This window comes from Kitasatospora sp. NPDC088351, assembly GCF_040685575.1.
Classification (GTDB): Bacteria; Actinomycetota; Actinomycetes; order Streptomycetales; family Streptomycetaceae; genus Kitasatospora.
Genome location: NZ_JBFBIL010000012.1, coordinates 142,732 through 159,771 on the forward strand (window position 1 = coordinate 142,732; position 17,040 = coordinate 159,771).

The following is a 17,040-nucleotide window of genomic DNA, read 5'->3' on the forward strand; positions in this document are numbered from 1 at the left end:
CTCACTTCTCCACGTATCTCATCGAGCGGATGCCCCGCTCCAGGTGCCACTGCAGATAGGCCGCGACCAGGCCGCTGCCCTCCCGCCAGTACCTCGGCTCGCAGGTGTCGGCCGTCTGCCAGTCCCCTGACAACAGCGCCCCGAGCAGTACCAGTGTCTCAGGGGAGGGTACGGCACATCCGGGGACCCGGCAGTCCCCGCAGAGCACGCCGCCCGCCTGGAGCGAGAAGAACCGGTTCGGGCCGTCCAGGCCGCACTTGGCACAGTCGGTGAAGCTCGCGCCGTAGCCGTTGACGGCCAGCGAGCGCAGCAGGAAGGCGTCCAGCACCAGGTGCGACTCGTGCAGCCCGGCGGCGAGCGTCCGCAGCCCCCCGACCAGCAGCAGATACTGCTGGACGGCCGGTTCGCCCTCGTTCTCGGCGAACCGTTCCGCCGTCTCCAGCATGGCCGTCCCGGCCGTGTAGCGGCCGTAGTCGGTGACGATCGAGCCGCCGTACGGGGCGATCGTCTCCACCTGGGTGCAGAGCGGCAACCCGCGGCCGATCAGCTCACTCCCCCGGCTGAAGAACTGGACGTCCACGTGCGAGAACGGCTCCAGCCGGGCGCCGAACTTGGACTTGGTCCTGCGCACCCCGCGCGCCACCGCGCGCACCTTGCCGTGCTGGCGGGTGAGCAGGGTGATGATCCGGTCGGCCTCGCCGAGCTTCTGGGCCCGCAACACCACGCCGTCGTCCCGGAACAGGCTCATGCCACGGCCTCGCCGCGGCCGTCGAACAGTGTGGACATCCCCCCATTGTCCCCCAGGAACGACGGCAGCCGTGTGCCCGCACCGCGGTCGTGGGGGGGGTGACCGGTCGGTGCGGGACACGGCGGGCCCGGAGGGGGGGTGGGCCCGGTTTGTGGGGGTCTGAGGGTGACTGGTGCCGAGGGTCTCGTCTTCGGGGTGCCGCACGTGCGGCGGCGCCGGGGCGGCGCCGGGCCCTAGTACGGAGCGCGGGTGGCCGCCTCCAGCAGCGCCCCGACGCGCGCCTGCGGCAGGTCGAGGCAGCGCCCGACCGCGGCCAGCGCGTCGCGCTCGTGCGGCAGGTAGCGCCCGTCGGCCAGGGCGATCGCCGCGCCCTGCAGCAGCAGCCGTTCCCGGCCCTGGTGGGCCAGGTACGGGGCGAGCGGTTCGAGCACCGCGTGCAGTTCCGCGGCCAGGCCGCCGACCTCCCCCAGCCCCCGGCCGGGCGGTGCCCCCAGGTCGTGGGCCTCGGAGAGTTCGCCGCCGAGGCCGGAGAGCGCGGCGAGCGCGGCCAGCACCTGGGCCTCGCCGCAGTCCTCGAAGCCGGCCTCCCGGACGGCCGCACAGGCCGCCTCGCGGGCCGCCCGGTGCGCGGTGCCGCCGGCCGCCAGCAGGGCGAGCGCGATCGTGTACTGGGCGTCCCGCAGCATCCCGCCGAGCCGGACGCAGGTGGGCTGTTCGAGGCTCTCCACCCCGTACCGGCCACGGCAGGAGGTGCACTGCACACTGCCGACGACCGGGCCGAGCGGGAGCACCGGTGTACCCAGCAGCCGCAGCCACCGCCGGCCGTGCTGCCGGCGGTAGTTGCGGTCCCCGCCGCAGCCTGGACAGAAGAAGTCACCGAGAACGTCGGTCCGCCACCGCGGGCGGACTCCCCACAACCCTGTCACGGCGCCACTCCCCAGACATGGCAGGCGGCCTGCTCAACAATGGGCAGGTCACGCGACCGGACACCGAGGCCGTCCCACCGACCCGGTTTTCCGGTGGATCGATGCTGCCATGGTTACCGGCACGTGTCAGTACCCCGAACGGCTTCCGTCACGAAAAAATGTGGTGCAGGACACAACCGCCCGCCGGAGCCCGGACCTCGACGGCGACGGGCCGCCCCGGAGGACGGCCCGTCGACTACCACTCGTACGAACTACCCGCGCTGCGCCCGGTTGACGGCGCTGATCATCGCCTTCAGCGAGGCCAGCACGGTGTTGCCGTCGATGCCCACGCCCCACAGCACCTTGCCGTCCACGGCGCACTCGACGTACGCGGCGGCCTGGGCGTCGCCGCCCTCGCTCAGCGCGTGCTCGGCGTAGTCCAGCACCCGTACGTCCACGCCGATCTGGGCCAGCGCGTCGGCGAAGGCGGAGACCGGGCCGTTGCCGGTACCGGTCAGGGTGACGGGCGCACCGTCCACCTGGGCCTCGGCGCTCAGCGCGTCCCGGCCGTCCTCGGTGGTCAGGCTGCGCGAGCCGCTCAGCGCGATCCGGCCCCACGGGTTGTCGGTGGTCGGCAGGTACTCGTCCTGGAAGACCGCCCAGATCGCGGCCGGGGTGACCTCGCCGCCCTCGGCGTCGGTCTTGGCCTGGATGATCCGGGAGAACTCGATCTGCATCCGGCGCGGCAGGTCCAGCTTGTGGTCGTTCTTCAGGACGTACGCCACCCCGCCCTTGCCGGACTGGCTGTTGACCCGGATGACCGCCTCGTAGGTGCGGCCGACGTCCTTCGGGTCGATCGGCAGGTACGGCACGCCCCAGGTGTGCTCCTCCACCGGCACGCCGGCCGCCCTGGCGTCCGCCTCCAGGGTGTCGAAGCCCTTCTTGATGGCGTCCTGGTGCGAGCCGGAGAAGGAGGTGTACACCAGGTCGCCGGCGTACGGGTGGCGCGGGTGCACCTCCATCTGGTTGCAGTACTCGGCGGTGCGGCGCACCTCGTCGATGTCGGAGAAGTCGATCTGCGGGTCGACGCCCTGGGAGAACAGGTTCATGCCCAGGGTGACCAGGTCGACGTTGCCGGTGCGCTCGCCCTGGCCGAACAGGCAGCCCTCGATGCGGTCGGCGCCCGCCATGTAGGCCAGTTCGGCGGAGGCGACGGCGGTGCCGCGGTCGTTGTGCGGGTGCACCGACAGGCAGACGTGCTCGCGGCGCGACAGGTTGCGCGACATCCACTCGAACTGGTCGGCCTGGACGTTCGGGGTGGCCCGCTCGATGGTGGCCGGCAGGTTCAGGATGATCTCGCGGCCCTCGCCGGGCTGCCAGACGTCCATGACCGCCTCACAGACCTCCAGCGCGAAGTCCAGCTCGGTGTCGACGAAGATCTCCGGCGAGTACTGGTAGCCGAAGACGGTGTCGTCGCCCAGCAGCTTCTCCGCGTACTCCATCACCAGCCGGGTGCCGTCGGTGGCGATCGCCCTGGTGGCCGCCTTGTCGTTGCGGAACACCACCCGGCGGAAGAGCGGCGCGGTCGCGTTGTACAGGTGGACGGTCGCCCGGGGGGCGCCGACCAGCGACTCGACGGTCTTCTCGATCAGTTCCTCGCGGGCCTGCGTCAGCACCGAGATGGTGACGTCCTCGGGGATCGCCCCCTCCTCGATCAGCGAGCGGACGAAGGCGTGGTCGGTGGCGCCGGAGGACGGGAAGCCGACCTCGATCTCCTTGTAGCCCATCGCGACCAGCAGGTCGAACATCTTGCGCTTGCGGGCCGGGGACATCGGGTCGATCAGCGCCTGGTTGCCGTCCCGCAGGTCGGTGGAGAGCCAGCGCGGCGCCTTGGTGATCACCTTCGACGGCCAGGTGCGGTCCGGCAGGTCGACGGTGCCGAACGGCAGGTAGCGGCCGTGGCGCATGCCCGACGGCCGCTGGCGCGCGGTGGCGGCGGTGATCGGGGTCGGGCGGCCGGCGAAGGCGCGGGCGGCGGGGACGGACGCGGTGGAGTTCTGCTCGGTCATGGAGGTGACTCTCGGCTTCCTGTGGTGCGGGGCTGGTCGGGGTGGATGAACACCCGACTGGCCGGCCTGCTGCCGCTCGCGGCCCCTCGTCGGGCCGACCGATTCAACGCGCAGCACATCCCCGCGGCGAGGGAGCCGGCCCCAGTGGACTACAGGCCCTCGACGCGGCAGCTAAGAAGGAGCAGCCCGTTGCGCATGATGTTCCCCAGCGTAACCCAGGGCCGCGCGCCCCCGAAGCGAGCCCACCCACCTTTCCACCCCTTGAGACGGCGGGTATTTTCGTCCACACCGGTGACAACACGTCACTGTTGCCTCACCCTTGGTCACATGACAGGTATAGCGCCGCTCTGCGCGATCGTGCCGCCGTACGTCCTGGACCGCCTCGCCGAGGACGGTCACGCCCCCGCCGCCCGCTCACTCGCCCTGGACGCCGTGCACCGCACGGCCCGCCTCACCGCCCTTCCGGCGCAACCCGGCCCGGCCCGCCTGGAGCGGGTGATCGCGGACGCCGGGCACGCCGAGCGACTGCCCGGCCGCACCGTCCGCCGGGAGGGCCAGAGCCCCGTCTCCGACCAGTCCGTCAACCACGCCTACGACGGCCTCGGCGCCACCTTCGCGCTGTACGCCGACGTCTACGGCCGCCGCTCGATCGACGACCAGGGCCTGCGCCTGGACGCCACCGTGCACTACGGCAGGGACTACGACAACGCCTTCTGGGACGGGCACCGGATGGTGTTCGGCGACGGCGACAACGTGATCTTCGGCGACTTCACCGCCTGCGTCGACGTGATCGGCCACGAACTCACCCACGGTGTCACCCAGTTCACCGCCGGCCTGGACTACCAGGACCAGCCCGGCGCGCTCAACGAGTCCGTCTCCGACGTGTTCGGCTCGCTGGTCAAGCAGTACGCGCTGCACCAGGACGCGGCCGCCGCGGACTGGCTGATCGGCGCCGGGCTGCTCGCGCCCGGTGTCCAGGGCGTGGCGCTGCGCTCGATGAGGGCGCCCGGCACCGCGTACGACGACCCCCGGCTCGGCAAGGACCCGCAGCCGGCCCACTTCCGCGACTACGTCCACACCGCCGGGGACAACGGCGGCGTGCACATCAACTCCGGCATCCCCAACCACGCCTTCTACCTGCTCGCCACCGCCCTCGGCGGCCCGGCCTGGGAGCGCGCCGGGCGGATCTGGTACGACACGCTGACCGGCGGGCACCTGCCCGCCGACGCCGACTTCGCCACCTTCGCCCGGGCCACCGTCGCGGCCGCCGCGAGCCGTTATCCCGACCACTCGGTGGCCGACACCGTGACGGCGGCCTGGGCGCAGGTCGGCATCAGCACGGGTTGAGCCGCGCTTAGGTTCTCCCTAAGGTCACGGTCCGGGAAAAGCCCGGCAAACGCCATCCCTGCGTAGCACCATGGACACCATGCGTATCCAGGTGACCCGGACCGGCGGCTTCGCGGGACACGTCCGCCGCGCGGAGCTCGACACCACCGAGCGTACGGACGCCCCGCACGTCCACGCGCTCGCCCGCGAGGCCGTCGCGGGCGGGCTGCGGTCGCCCTCGTACGGGGTGCCGGACGGCTTCCACTACGAGATCACCGTCGACGGCCGGACGGTGCACTGCGCCGACCCGAAACTCACCGAGTCGCAACGCGAGCTGGTCTCGCTGGTGCTGCGCGAGGGCGCGTAGCACCGGCGCGGCGACCATCGTTCCGCCATGCGAAGGGCCCGCCCGGACGGTGTCCGGACGGGCCCTCACGGCCGGTGGCTCAGAAGCCCAGCTTGCGCAGCTGCTTCGGGTCGCGCTGCCAGTCCTTGGCCACCTTGACGTGCAGGTCCAGGTAGACGGGCGTGCCGAGCAGCGCCTCGATGTGCTTGCGGGCGGTGGTGCCGACGTGCTTGAGTCGCGAGCCCTTGGCGCCGATCACGATCGCCTTCTGGCTCTGCCGCTCGACGTAGACGTTGGCGTGGATGTCCAGCAGCGGGCGGTCCGCCGGGCGGTCCTCGCGCGGGAGCATCTCCTCGACCACCACGGCCAGCGAGTGCGGCAGTTCGTCCCGGACGCCCTCCAGCGCGGCCTCCCGGATCAGCTCGGCGACCATGATCTGCTCGGGCTCGTCGGTGAGGTCGCCGTCCGGGTAGAGCGGCATGCCCTCCGGGAGCAGCTTGGTGAGCAGGTCGGCGACCAGCTCCACCTGCTTGCCGCCGACTGCCGAGACCGGGATGATCTCGGCCCACTCGATGCCCAGCTCCTCGCCGAGCTGGTGGACGGCGATCAGCTGCTCGGCCAGGCGCTTGGAGTCGACCAGGTCGGTCTTGGTGACGATGGCCACCTTGGGGGTCTTCTTGATCTCGGCGAGTTCCTTGGCGATGAACTTGTCGCCGGGGCCGAGCTTCTGGTCGGCGGGGAGGCAGAAGCCGATCACGTCGACCTCGGCCCAGGTGCTGCGGACGAGGTCGTTGAGCCGCTCGCCGAGCAGGGTGCGGGGCTTGTGCAGGCCGGGCGTGTCGACCAGGATCAGCTGGGCGTCCGGGCGGTGCACGATGCCGCGAACGGTGTGCCGGGTGGTCTGCGGGCGGTCGGAGGTGATCGCGACCTTCGTCCCCACCAGGGCGTTGGTCAGGGTCGACTTGCCCGCGTTGGGCCGGCCGACGAAGCACGCGAAGCCGGAGCGGTACGAGGAGGAAGGGGCACTCATGCGCTCCATTCTCCCTGATCACCGGGACCGGAACGGACCGGCCGCCCCGCCGGGCCCGCGGTCAGCCCTTCCTGCCGCCGCGCAGCGAGGCCAATCCCATGATCAGCACGAGCGACAGGAACGCGACCGAGCCCCAGAGCCAGTACGGCGAGCCGGTCTCCTGCCACTTGCCCATCCCCATCACGCCCAGCAGCAGCCCCGCGAAGAACGCGAACGGCCCCATCTCCCCAGCCCCCTCGGCACGACCCTCACCCCGACCCCGTCCCCGGTGAGATTATCCGCCGAATTTGGTGGGCCTTCGGCCGGTGCCACCGCTCATGCGAAAGGCGCCCGGGTCCCCACCCGGGCGCCTTTCGGCAACGCCGCTCAGCGGGCCTCGGCCGCCACCTTCAGCGCCCCGTCCAGCCCGGCCAGCAGCACCGGCGTCCCGGCGCCGCCGAGGTCCCGCACGGCGGCCAGGTCGGCCTCGGCGGGCTGCTCCGCCGCGCTCACCACGGCCGCCGCCTCCAGCGACTTCGCGCCGCTGGCCACCGCCATCGCCACCGCCGTCTGGAGCGCGCTGAGCCGCAGCGACTCCAGCGCCACCGTCCCGGCCACATAGGTGCGGCCGGTCTCGTCGCGCACCGCGGCCCCCTCCGGGACGCCGTTGCGGGCGCGGGCGGAGCGGGCCAGGGTGATGATCTTCTTGTCTTCGGGGTCGAGCTCGACGATGTCACTCATGCCGCCGAGCATAGGGCGTGGCCCCCGGCGGAAACCCGCCGCTCCCGGCCGTCAGTGGCCGATCGGGTTGGACGGCCCCGGCTTCATGACCTTGACGAAGGTCTTCGGCCCGGACGGCATCGGCTCCTCCTCGTCACTGCGCCGGCGCCAGTACGGGTTGTCGTGCGGCAGATGACTGCTGACCCTGCCGTACATGCCGAAGCTCAGCACGACCAGCCCGAAGATGAACGCGAACAGCACGTTGGACATGCGGAAGTTGAGGATGTTGGCCTCCGGCCGGCCGAGCACCGTCAGACCGTAGAAGCCGGAGAGCACGAAGAGCCCGCCGACCGCCATGTTCAGGTTGGAGGCGAAGTTCCCGCCGATCATCGCACCGGCGAGCAGGACACCGCCCATCACGATGGAGAGGATGCTCAGCGCCCCGTTGGTCGACAGCCCGGCCACCTCGTTGCCGTGGGTGGACAGGAAGCCCGGATGGTTCAGCAGCCCCAGGATCCCGAACACGATCAGGAAGATCCCGCCGAGCCCCGCGCCGATCCGCCAGACCACGGCGAGCCGGTGGTCGACGGGCAGTTCGTCTTGCAGCTTCATGGTGACCTCCACCATGGGACGTCAGACGGCCGCACTCCACGCTACTCCGCTCCCGGAGCCGCGCACGGCGGGCCTAGCTGTACGGGTTTTCCCCCTGCATGTGCGGCACCTCGTGCATGTACAGCGAGCCGCACTGCTGGCAGCACCGCAGGCCGGTACCCCACTCCTCCTCCGGCCGCGTCTCGGCGTCGGTGTCCATCGTGCGGCCGCAGAGGGCCGTCGCGGGTTCGGCGGCCCGGACGACGTGCCAGGACCTCGCCCCGGCCGACCGCCCCTGCGGGCCGTACTCCGCACGCAGTAGATGAGTCATGACGCCATCGTCGCCCCGCTGCGGCACCCCCGCTACTCGCCGGCCTCCGGGGTGCCCTCGCCCGCCCCGCGGACCGGGATGGCGACCATGGAGCCGATGCGGTTGCGGCGCCCGGCCGAGCTCTCGGCGGTGAGCCTGATCGCGGTGAGGCCGGTGGCCGCGTCCTCGGGCAGCGGGATCTCGCAGGACGAGCCCGGGATCGGCACCCGGCCGAGGTGCTTGGCCAGCAGGCCGCCGACGGTCTCGACGTCCTCGTCCTCCAGCTCGATGCCGAACAGCTCGCCGAGGTCCTCGACCAGCAGGCGGGCGGTGATCCGGTACGAGCCGTCCCCGAGGTCCTCGACCGGCGCGATCTCCCGGTCGTACTCGTCGGTGATCTCGCCGACGATCTCCTCCAGGATGTCCTCGATGGTGACCAGCCCGGCCGTGCCGCCGTACTCGTCGATCACGATCGCCACGTGCGAGCGCCGCTGCTGCATCTCGCGCAGCAGGTCGGCGGCCGGCTTGGAGTCCGGGACGAAGACGGCCGGCCGCATCGCGTCGCCGACCTCCTCGGACTCGGCGTCCCGGTTGATGTGGGTGCGCCGCACGAGGTCCTTGAGGTAGACGATGCCGACCACGTCGTCCTCGTTGTCGCCGACCACCGGGATGCGCGAGAAGCCGGAGCGCAGCGCCAGGGTGAGCGCCTGCCGGACGGTCTTGTGCCGCTCGATCATCACCAGGTCGGTGCGCGGCACCATCACCTCGCGCACGATGGTGTCACCGAGCTCGAAGACGGAGTGCACCATCCGGCGCTCCTCGTCCTCGATCACGTCGTTCTTCTCGGCGAGGTCCACCAGCGCCCGCAGCTCCGCCTCGGAGGCGAACGGCCCCTCCCGGTACCCCTTGCCCGGGGTGAGCGCGTTGCCGAGCAGGATCAGCAGCCGCGGGATCGGGCCGAGGACGCCGGCCAGCGGCAGCAGCACGAAGGAGGCCGCGGTGGCGGTGGTCAGCGGGTGCTGGCGCCCGATCGTGCGCGGCGAGACGCCGACCGCCACGAAGGACACCAGCACCATCACACCGAACGCCAGCAGCACGGCCTGCCAGGTGGTCTCCAGGTTGCGCACGCAGACCACGGTGACCAGGACGGCCGCGGCCATCTCGCTGGCCACCCGGATCAGGGTGGCCAGGTTGAGGTAGCGGATCGGGTCGGAGGCCAGGGTCAGCAGCCGGGCCGAGCCGCGCCGCCCGGCCCGGACGGCCTCCTCGGCCCGGAACCGGGAGACCCGGGAGATGCCCGCCTCGGCGCACGCGGCCAGCCAGCCGAGGACGACGAGCAGCACGGCACCGATGATGAAGCTCGTACTCTCACCACTCACAGGGGTTCGGGCTCCCCGCTCAGTGGGTGGTGGGGGCCGGCGAGATGCCGCCGAGGCCGCGGCCCGCCCGCCAGTCGTCCAGGATCCGCTTCTGGAGGGCGAACATCTCCTCCTCCTCCTCGGGCTCCTCGTGGTCGTAACCGAGGACGTGCAGCACCCCGTGGACGGTGAGCAGCTGCAGCTCCTCGTCCATCGAGTGCTTGGACGGGGCCGCCTTGCCCTGCTGCTCGGCGACCTCGGGGCAGAGCACGATGTCGCCGAGCAGGCCCTGCGGCAGCTCCTCGCCCTCCTTGCCGGGGCGCAGCTCGTCCATGGGGAAGGACATCACATCGGTGGGGCCCGGGAGATCCATCCACTGGATGTGCAGCTCCTCCATCGCCGCACCGTCCACCAGGATCACGGACAGTTCGGACTGCGGGTGGATCCGCATCTTGTCCAGTGCGTAGCGGGCGACGTCGAGGATGGCTTCCTCGTCAGCGTCCCAACCGGACTCGTTGGCGATGTCGATCGACATGACGGGCTGGTTACTCAGCTTTCGGTGCGATGGGACTGTCGGGGTGCGCGTGAGCCGCGCCGCTGGGTGGGCTTGCGGGGGGCCGACGGAACGTTCTCGTCGGTCTCCTGCCGGGCGTCCCAGCGCTCGTACGCGTCCACGATCCGGCCGACCAGCTTGTGGCGGACCACGTCGGTGCTGGTGAGGACGGAGAAGTGGATGTCGGGCACGTCGGCCAGGATCTCCTGGACGACCTTGAGGCCGCTGCGGGTGCCGCCCGGGAGGTCGATCTGGCTGGTGTCGCCGGTGACCACCACCCGGGAGTTGAACCCGAGGCGGGTGAGGAACATCTTCATCTGCTCGGGCGAGGTGTTCTGGGCCTCGTCCAGGATGATGAAGGCGTCGTTGAGGGTACGGCCGCGCATGTAGGCGAGCGGGGCGACCTCGATCGTCCCGGCGGCCATCAGGCGGGGGATGGAGTCCGGGTCCATCATGTCGTGCAGCGCGTCGTAGAGCGGGCGCAGGTACGGGTCGATCTTCTCGAAGAGGGTGCCGGGCAGGAAGCCCAGCCGCTCCCCCGCCTCGACGGCCGGGCGGGTCAGGATGATCCGGTTGACCTCCTTGGCCTGGAGGGCCTGGACGGCCTTGGCCATCGCGAGGTAGGTCTTGCCGGTACCGGCCGGGCCGAGGCCGAAGACGATGGTGTGCCGGTCGATCGCCTCGACGTAACGCTGCTGGTTGAGGGTCTTGGGGCGGATGGTGCGGCCGCGGTTGGACAGGATGTTCGCGGTGAACACCTGGGACGGCGCCGGGCTGTCCGGATTGTCCACGGCGCTCCGGAGCATGGCGATGGAACGCTCCACCGAGTCCTCCGTCAGGGGCTGGCCGGTGCGCAGCACCAGCATCATCTCGCTGAAGAGCTGCTGGACGAGGGCGACCTCGGCGCGCTCCCCGGTGGCGGTCACCTCGTTGCCGCGGACGTGGATGTCGGCGGCGGGGAAGCCCCGCTCGATCACGCGCAGCAGCGAGTCCGCGGTGCCGAGCAGGGTGACCATCGGATGCTTCTCGGGGATGACGATCCGGGCGCTGGTGCGGTCGTCGTCGGCCGGTTCGGGGCGCGACAGTCCGTTCGTACGGGTCTGCGATGTGTCACTCATAGGTCGGCGCTGGGGCCTGCCTCATCCCATCCGTGTCTCGTGGTGCCGCTCGGTCTCTCCGGGGCACCAGGGTACGCCGCGAGCGTGATCGCTGCGGCGGGCGGCGGGGCCGCACGCGTCGATGCTGCGGCAGATCGGGGGACGGCGCGAGCGGTTTTCCGGCCGGGCCCGGGCCCGCTCGCGTCCGGTCACGGCCGGCGTCTGGCCGGTACGGGTACCCGGGTGAGGTCCTCGGCGAGCACCACGGTGCCGTCGAAGTGCTTGCGGGCGTCGGCGAGATGCTGTCCGAGGTCGGGGTAGCGCTGCGAGAAGTGGGTCAGGACGAGGGTCTGGACCCCGGCCTCGGCGGCGACCTTGGCGGCCTGGCCCGCGGTGAGATGGCCGTGGTCCTCGGCGAGCCGGGTGTCGGCGTCGGTGAAGGTCGACTCGATGACCAGCAGGTCGGCGCCCTCGGCGAGTTCGTGGACGCCCTCGCAGAGCCGGGTGTCCATCACGAAGGCGAACCGCTGCCCGGGCCGGGGTTCGCTGACCTGGTCCAGGGTGATCCGCCGGCCGTCCGCCTCGATCACGCCGTGGTGCTGGAGCCGGCCGACGTCCGGGCCGGCGATGCCGAAGGCGGCGAGCCGCTCGGGGACGAGCCGGCGGCCGTCGGGCTCGGTGAGCCGGTAGCCGAAGGACTCGACGGGGTGCGAGAGCCGGACGGCGTCCAGCGCGAAGCGGGCACCGGGCGCGGGCAGCGGGCCGGACTCCTCGATCGGGCGGGGGCGCAGCACGGCCGTCTCGTGGAAGGCGGTGGAGTACCGCAGCCGCTCGAAGTAGACCTCGCCGGAGGCCGGGAAGTAGACGTCCACCGGGTGCGGGACGCGGTCCAGGTTGATCCGCTGGATGACCCCGGCGAGGCCCAGGCTGTGGTCGCCGTGGAAGTGCGTGACGGCGATCCGGGTGAGCTGGGTGGCGGAGACCCCGGCGTGCAGCATCTGGCGCTGGGTGCCCTCGCCGGGGTCGAACAGCAGGCCCTCGCCGTCCCAGCGCAGCAGGTAGCCGTTGTGGTTGCGGTGCCGGGTGGGCACCTGGCTAGCGGTGCCGAGGACGACGAGTTCGCGCTGCGACACGTCGTCAGACCATGCGCTCGGTCATCGGCTTGCCGCCGAGCACGTGGACGTGGGCGTGGAAGACGGTCTGGCCCGCGCCCGCACCGGTGTTGAAGATCAGCCGGTAGTCCTCGATGCCCTCCTCCCTGGCCACCTCGCCGGCCTCGGCGAGCAGTTCACCGGCGATCTCCGGCTCGGCGGCGGCCAGGGCGGCGGCGTTCGGGTAGTGGACGTGCGGGATGACCAGGACGTGGGTCGGGGCCTTCGGGCTGATGTCCCGGAAGGCGAGGGTGCGCTCGGTCTTGCGCACCACGGTGGCCGGGATCTCGCCCGCCACGATCTTGCAGAACAGGCAGTCGGGCTGCGGCTCGCCGGCCATCGGGGTCTCCTCGTGTTCGCAGGTCGGGGCTTGCGGTGTCGGGGCTTGCGGTGTCGGGGCGTCCGCCGCCGGCGGGTGCGCCGTCGGGGCGTTCGCCGTCCGGGCGTACGGCCGCATGCTAGCCGAGCCGCCCGGTCGCCTGCTGGTAGTCCTGCGGCCGCACCGCCCCCGGCGGGGGACCGACCGGGCCGGTCCCCCGCCGGAGCCGCCCGGCGGTCACTCCCAGGGCAGCGGCGGCGCGGTCCTCGCCGGGGTCTCGGCCAGCGCGGCCAGGGCGATCCGCACGCCCTCGGCCAGCTGCGGGTCCTCCCCCGCCGCCCACTGGTGCGGGGCGATCGGCACCTCGACGTCCGGGTCGACCCCGTGGTTCTCCACGCCCCAGCCGTAACCCTCCGTCCAGAACGCGTACTTGGGCTGGGTCACCAGGGTGCCGTCGACCAGGCTGTACTGGCTGTCGATGCCGATCACACCGCCCCAGGTCCGGGTGCCGACCACCGGACCGAGCCCGAGCGCCTGGATGGCGGCGTTGACGACATCGCCGTCCGAACCGGAGAACTCGTTGGCCAGCGCCACGATCGGTCCGCGCGGGGCGTCGCCCGGGTACGGCACCGGGCTGGCGATGTCCCGGGCGACGTCCCAGCCGACGATCCGGCGGGCCAGCTTCTCGATCACCAGCTGCGAGGTGTGGCCGCCGCGGTTCTCCCGGATGTCGACGATCACGCCCTCCTTGGCCATCTCCGACCGCAGATCGCGGTGGATCTGGGCCCAGCCGGCGCTCTGCATGTCGGGGATGTGCAGATAGCCGAGCCGCCCGCCGGACAGCTCGCGCACCGCGGCCCGCCGCCCGGCCACCCAGTCGTGGTAGCGCAGCGGCTCCTCGTCGGTGAGCGGGACGATCACCGGGTGGCGCTGGTCGGTGCCGTCCTTGCCCGCCACGGTGAGCTCGACCGGCTGCCCGGCGGTGCCGGCCAGCAGCGGTGCGGGCCCGGTGACCGCGTCCACCGGGCGGCCGTTGACGGCCAGGACGGCGTCCCCCGGGCGGACGGCGGCGCCCGGCGCGGCCAGCGGCGAGCGGGCCCGCGGGTCGGAGGACTCGCCGGGCAGGATGCGGGCGATCCGCCAGACGTCCCCGTCCTTGACCAGGTCGGCGCCCAGCTGCCCCTGCCAGCGGGCGGCTTCGGCGTGGATGCCGCGCGGCAGGACGTAGGCGTGCGAGGTGCCCAGTTCGCCGTGCACCTCCCAGAGCAGGTCCACCAGGTCGTCGTGCGAACCGAGCCGGTCCAGCAGCGGCCGGTAGCGCTCCAGCACGCCGGCCCAGTCGACCCCGCCGAGGTCCGGACGCCAGAAGTTGTCCCGCATCAGGCGGCCGTTCTCCTCGTACATCTGCCGCCACTCGGCCGCCGGATCGACGGTCACCCGCAGCCGGGCGAGGTCGACGCCGATCTCGTCGTCCTCGCCGGACGCCTTGTGGTCGGCGGGCAGGATCCGCAGCTCGCCCTCGTCCAGGACGGCCAGCCGGGTGCCGTCGCCGCTGACCTCGAAGGAGTCGAGGCCGTCCACCAGCTGCTCGGCGCGGCGCTTGCGGAAGTCGAACCGCTCCAGCGTGGGGCGCGGCCGCTCGTCCTCCAGCGAAGCCGCCTCGTCGCCGAGTTCACCGATCAGCGGGACCCTGGTCCAGAGCACGCCGTCCTTGGCGGCCTTCAGGTCGCCGAACCGGCCGCCCTCGACCGGGAAGGGCACGATCCGGTCGGCGATGCCGTCCAGGTCGACCCGGGTGGCGGGCGGTGCGTCGGCGGCGCCCTCCTCGCCGTCCGCCTTCTTTCCCTTGGGCTCCTCCTCCTCGCCTCCGACCGGGCGGCCGGCCCGCTGCGGCCCGAACGGCGACGGTGTGTCGGCGGCCAGCGTGACCAGGTACGGGCGGCAGCCGTTCGGGAAGGACAGGTCGAAGGCGTGCGAGTCGTAGACCGGGTCGAAGCTGCGCACCGAGAGGAACGCCAGGTGCTTCCCGTCGGCGGTGAAGGCCGGCGAGGTGTCGACGAACCGCTGCTGGGTGACCTCGCCGACCGTCCGGGTGGCCAGGTTGGCCAGCGCGATCTGCCGCAGCGACCACGACCCCAGGCCGGGGACCGGCCGGGACCAGGCCAGCCAGGCCGAGTCCGGGCTGAACACCAGCCCGCTGACCTCGCCGTCCCGGCTGTGGGCCAGCTCGTGCACGGTGCCGTCGGCGAGCGTGACCAGCAGCACCCGGCCGTCGTGCGCGGCGACCGCCGCCTGCTTGCCGTCCGGCGAGACCTCCAGCCCGAGCACCCGGCCCAGCCGCCCGGCGGCCAGCCTGCGGCGCTCGGTGCCCAGTACCGCCGGGGCGTACTCGAGGGCGTCCTCGCCCTCGGCGTCCGTCACCCAGAGCACGCCCTGCCCGCCGTCCTCGCCCGGCACCACCCGGGCCAGCCGGCCGCGGACCCCGGGCGTCTCGGCCAGCACCCGGGCCGGGCCCTCGCGGTGGGTCAGCCAGTGCACGCTGCCGCGCACCACCACGGCGCCGGCCCGGCCGGTGCGGTCCGGGGCGGCGCTCTCCAGCCAGTGCGCGGCCGCCACCGGGCGGGGGCGGCGGCCGGCCCGCGGCCCGGCCAGCCGGATGTCCAGGCGGCGCGGCTCGGCGCCTTCGAGGTCGTCCAGCAGCCAGAGGTCGCCCGCGCTGTGCCAGACCACCCGGCTGCCGTCGGTGGCGGCGCCGCGCGCGTAGAAGCCGTCCGGGGAGGTGGTGTGGCGGCGCAGGTCGCCGCCGTCCGGAAGGCTGGAGTACAGCGCTCCGACGCCCTCGTGGTCGGAGAGGAAGGCGATCCGGGAGCCGTCCGGCCCGCCGACCCAGAGCGGGGACTCGATGTGCCCGTCCAGGGCCTCGTGCACCCGGGCGAACTCGTCCCGGCCGATCCAGAGCTTGCCGACCCGGCCGCCCCGGTACCGCTTCCACCAGGCGGGCTCCGCGCCGAACGCCGAGACCAGCAGCGTCCGCTCCCCGCCCGGCTCCTGGGCCAGGCCGCCGATCGGCCCGTACGGCAGCCGGACCGGCTCGCCGCCGTCCAGCGGCACCGCGTGCGCCCAGGTGCGGCGCAGGGTGGCCTGCCCGGCGGTGGTGGTGGCGACCGGGCGGCCGTCGGCCGTCCAGCCCTGGACCTGGGTCTGGCCGCTGCCCCAGTACGTCAGCCGGCGCGACGGGCCGCCGTCCACCGGCGCGACGTGCACCTCGGGCGCGCCGTCCCGGGTGGAGGTGAAGGCGATGTGCCGCCCGTCCGGGGAGAACCGCGGCCGGCGGACCGGAACGTGATCGGCCGTCAGCCGCCAGGCCCGGCCGCCGTCCAGCGGGGCCAGCCAGACGTCGTTCTCGGCGACGAAGGTGATCAGGTCACCGTGCAGATGAGGGTGGCGCAGGTACGCGCCCGCTGGGGTGCTCCGAGGTTCGCTCACGCGGTCAGCCTAGGCACCGACCCTGGCATCGCGCCCCGGTTTTTACGGACCACGACCCGCCGCGACCCACCGGGTCCGCCACGACCCTCCGCGACCCGCCCGGCGGATCCCGCCGGTCAGCCCCAGCGGCCGCTGCGGCCGAGCAGCAGGGCCCCGGCGGCGACCCCGGCGGTGGAGGTGCGCAGCACCGACGGGCCGAGCCGGTAGGGCGCGGCCCCGGCCTCGGCGAAGGCGGCCAGCTCCTCCGGCGAGACGCCGCCCTCGGGGCCGACCACCAGCACGATGTCCCCGGCGGCGGGCAGCGCGGCCGCGGCCAGCGGCTGGGCGCCCTCCTCGTGCAGCACGGCGGCGAGCGCGGCGCCGGCCAGGACGGGGGCCAGCTGCCGGGTGGTCATCGGGTCGCGGACCTCGGGGAAGCGCAGCCGGCGGGACTGCTTGCCGGCCTCCCGGGCGGTGGCCCGCCACTTGGCGAGCGCCTTGGCGCCGCGGTCGCCCTTCCACTGGGTGATGCAGCGGGAGGCGGCCCACGGGATCACCACGTCGACACCGACCTCGGTCATGGTCTCCACCGCCAGCTCGCCGCGGTCGCCCTTGGGCAGCGCCTGGACGACGACGATCCGCGGCGCCGGCTCGGGCTCCCGGCGGACGGCGGCCACGGTCACCTCGATGGCGTCCTTGCCGTGCACCGCCGCGACGGTGCCGTCCACGCCGAGCCCCAGCCCGTCCGCGAGCGTCACCGCCTCCCCCGGCTCCAGCCGCTTCACGGCGGCGGCGTGCCGCCCCTCGGGACCGTCCAGCCGGACCACCGCACCGGGCACGGCGGCGGCGATCCGCTCGGTCTCGACGACGAACACGGGCGCGGTCATGGGGCTTTCCCTCCGGGACTGGTACGGGGCCGGCGGACGGCCGGCGCGGGAGACCCCGCGCGGGCCGGCGGCCGCGAACGGGGCGCGGGGAGCGCGCGGACCGGCAGGCCGGCCGCCCCCGGCGGGGGCTGGAGCGCCGACCGGCTGGCCGCCCGTGGCCGCGGTCTGGCACCAGCCCTGGTCGGC

17 protein-coding genes are annotated in these 17,040 nt (G+C 73.1%); 2 read left to right on the plus strand and 15 right to left on the minus strand.

Features of this window, described 5'->3' with window-relative positions; all coding sequences use genetic code 11:
- Nucleotide 1: 1 nt before the first annotated feature.
- The 3 genes from recO to leuA all read right to left on the minus strand — a co-directional run bounded on the left by recO (nt 2) and on the right by leuA (nt 3,722).
- The gene (gene recO / locus AB0P06_RS12640; protein WP_363607225.1) at nt 2-748 is read right to left on the minus strand and encodes a DNA repair protein RecO; all 747 of its coding nucleotides are present in this window, start codon (nt 746-748) and stop codon (nt 2-4) included.
- Nucleotides 749-981: 233 nt separating this feature from the next.
- Nucleotides 982-1,674: a TerB family tellurite resistance protein gene (locus AB0P06_RS12645; protein WP_363607226.1), complete on the minus strand. Its 693-nt coding sequence runs from the start codon at nt 1,672-1,674 to the stop codon at nt 982-984.
- 251 nt (nt 1,675-1,925) lie between these two features.
- Entirely contained in the window at nt 1,926-3,722 is a 1,797-nt protein-coding gene (gene leuA / locus AB0P06_RS12650; protein WP_363607228.1) for a 2-isopropylmalate synthase, read from the minus strand.
- 327 nt (nt 3,723-4,049) lie between these two features.
- Between leuA and AB0P06_RS12655 the strand changes: the two genes are divergently transcribed.
- Together AB0P06_RS12655 and AB0P06_RS12660 are read left to right on the plus strand one after the other, a co-directional pair.
- Nucleotides 4,050-5,069, plus strand: a complete 1,020-nt coding sequence (locus AB0P06_RS12655) for a M4 family metallopeptidase (RefSeq protein WP_363607229.1) — start codon at nt 4,050-4,052, stop codon at nt 5,067-5,069.
- A gap of 79 nt (nt 5,070-5,148) precedes the next feature.
- The gene (locus tag AB0P06_RS12660) at nt 5,149-5,415 is read left to right on the plus strand and encodes a protealysin inhibitor emfourin (RefSeq protein ID WP_363607231.1); all 267 of its coding nucleotides are present in this window, start codon (nt 5,149-5,151) and stop codon (nt 5,413-5,415) included.
- Nucleotides 5,416-5,494: 79 nt separating this feature from the next.
- Here the strand turns inward: AB0P06_RS12660 and era are convergent, their stop codons facing one another.
- The 12 genes from era to AB0P06_RS12720 all read right to left on the minus strand — a co-directional run bounded on the left by era (nt 5,495) and on the right by AB0P06_RS12720 (nt 16,854).
- Complete coding sequence (gene era / locus AB0P06_RS12665; RefSeq protein WP_363607233.1) at nt 5,495-6,424, minus strand: GTPase Era; 930 nt, start codon at nt 6,422-6,424, stop codon at nt 5,495-5,497.
- Nucleotides 6,425-6,485: 61 nt separating this feature from the next.
- Complete coding sequence (locus tag AB0P06_RS12670; protein WP_363607234.1) at nt 6,486-6,647, minus strand: hypothetical protein; 162 nt, start codon at nt 6,645-6,647, stop codon at nt 6,486-6,488.
- A 143-nt stretch (nt 6,648-6,790) separates the two neighbouring features.
- Nucleotides 6,791-7,144 carry a cytidine deaminase gene (locus AB0P06_RS12675; RefSeq protein ID WP_363607236.1) on the minus strand — a complete coding sequence of 118 codons (354 nt, stop codon included), beginning with the start codon at nt 7,142-7,144 and terminating at the stop codon, nt 6,791-6,793.
- A gap of 51 nt (nt 7,145-7,195) precedes the next feature.
- Entirely contained in the window at nt 7,196-7,735 is a 540-nt protein-coding gene (locus AB0P06_RS12680; protein WP_363607238.1) for a DUF4383 domain-containing protein, read from the minus strand.
- 73 nt (nt 7,736-7,808) lie between these two features.
- Nucleotides 7,809-8,045, minus strand: a complete 237-nt coding sequence (locus AB0P06_RS12685) for a hypothetical protein (protein ID WP_363607239.1) — start codon at nt 8,043-8,045, stop codon at nt 7,809-7,811.
- A 32-nt stretch (nt 8,046-8,077) separates the two neighbouring features.
- Nucleotides 8,078-9,403, minus strand: coding sequence for a hemolysin family protein (locus AB0P06_RS12690; RefSeq protein ID WP_363607241.1), 1,326 nt, complete (start codon nt 9,401-9,403; stop codon nt 8,078-8,080).
- A gap of 19 nt (nt 9,404-9,422) precedes the next feature.
- On the minus strand, nt 9,423-9,917 hold the full coding sequence (gene ybeY / locus AB0P06_RS12695) for an rRNA maturation RNase YbeY (RefSeq protein WP_363439878.1): 495 nt from the start codon (nt 9,915-9,917) through the stop codon (nt 9,423-9,425).
- 14 nt (nt 9,918-9,931) lie between these two features.
- Nucleotides 9,932-10,951, minus strand: a complete 1,020-nt coding sequence (locus AB0P06_RS12700) for a PhoH family protein (protein WP_363607251.1) — start codon at nt 10,949-10,951, stop codon at nt 9,932-9,934.
- A gap of 290 nt (nt 10,952-11,241) precedes the next feature.
- Nucleotides 11,242-12,165: a ribonuclease Z gene (locus tag AB0P06_RS12705; protein ID WP_363607243.1), complete on the minus strand. Its 924-nt coding sequence runs from the start codon at nt 12,163-12,165 to the stop codon at nt 11,242-11,244.
- Between the two features lie 4 nt (nt 12,166-12,169).
- Complete coding sequence (locus AB0P06_RS12710) at nt 12,170-12,523, minus strand: histidine triad nucleotide-binding protein (protein ID WP_363607244.1); 354 nt, start codon at nt 12,521-12,523, stop codon at nt 12,170-12,172.
- A gap of 216 nt (nt 12,524-12,739) precedes the next feature.
- A complete protein-coding gene (locus tag AB0P06_RS12715; protein WP_363607245.1) occupies nt 12,740-15,988 on the minus strand; it encodes a PDZ domain-containing protein in 3,249 nt (1,082 codons plus the stop codon).
- A gap of 116 nt (nt 15,989-16,104) precedes the next feature.
- A complete protein-coding gene (locus tag AB0P06_RS12720) occupies nt 16,105-16,854 on the minus strand; it encodes a 16S rRNA (uracil(1498)-N(3))-methyltransferase (RefSeq protein ID WP_363607246.1) in 750 nt (249 codons plus the stop codon).
- Between the last annotated feature and the right edge of the window lie 186 nt (nt 16,855-17,040).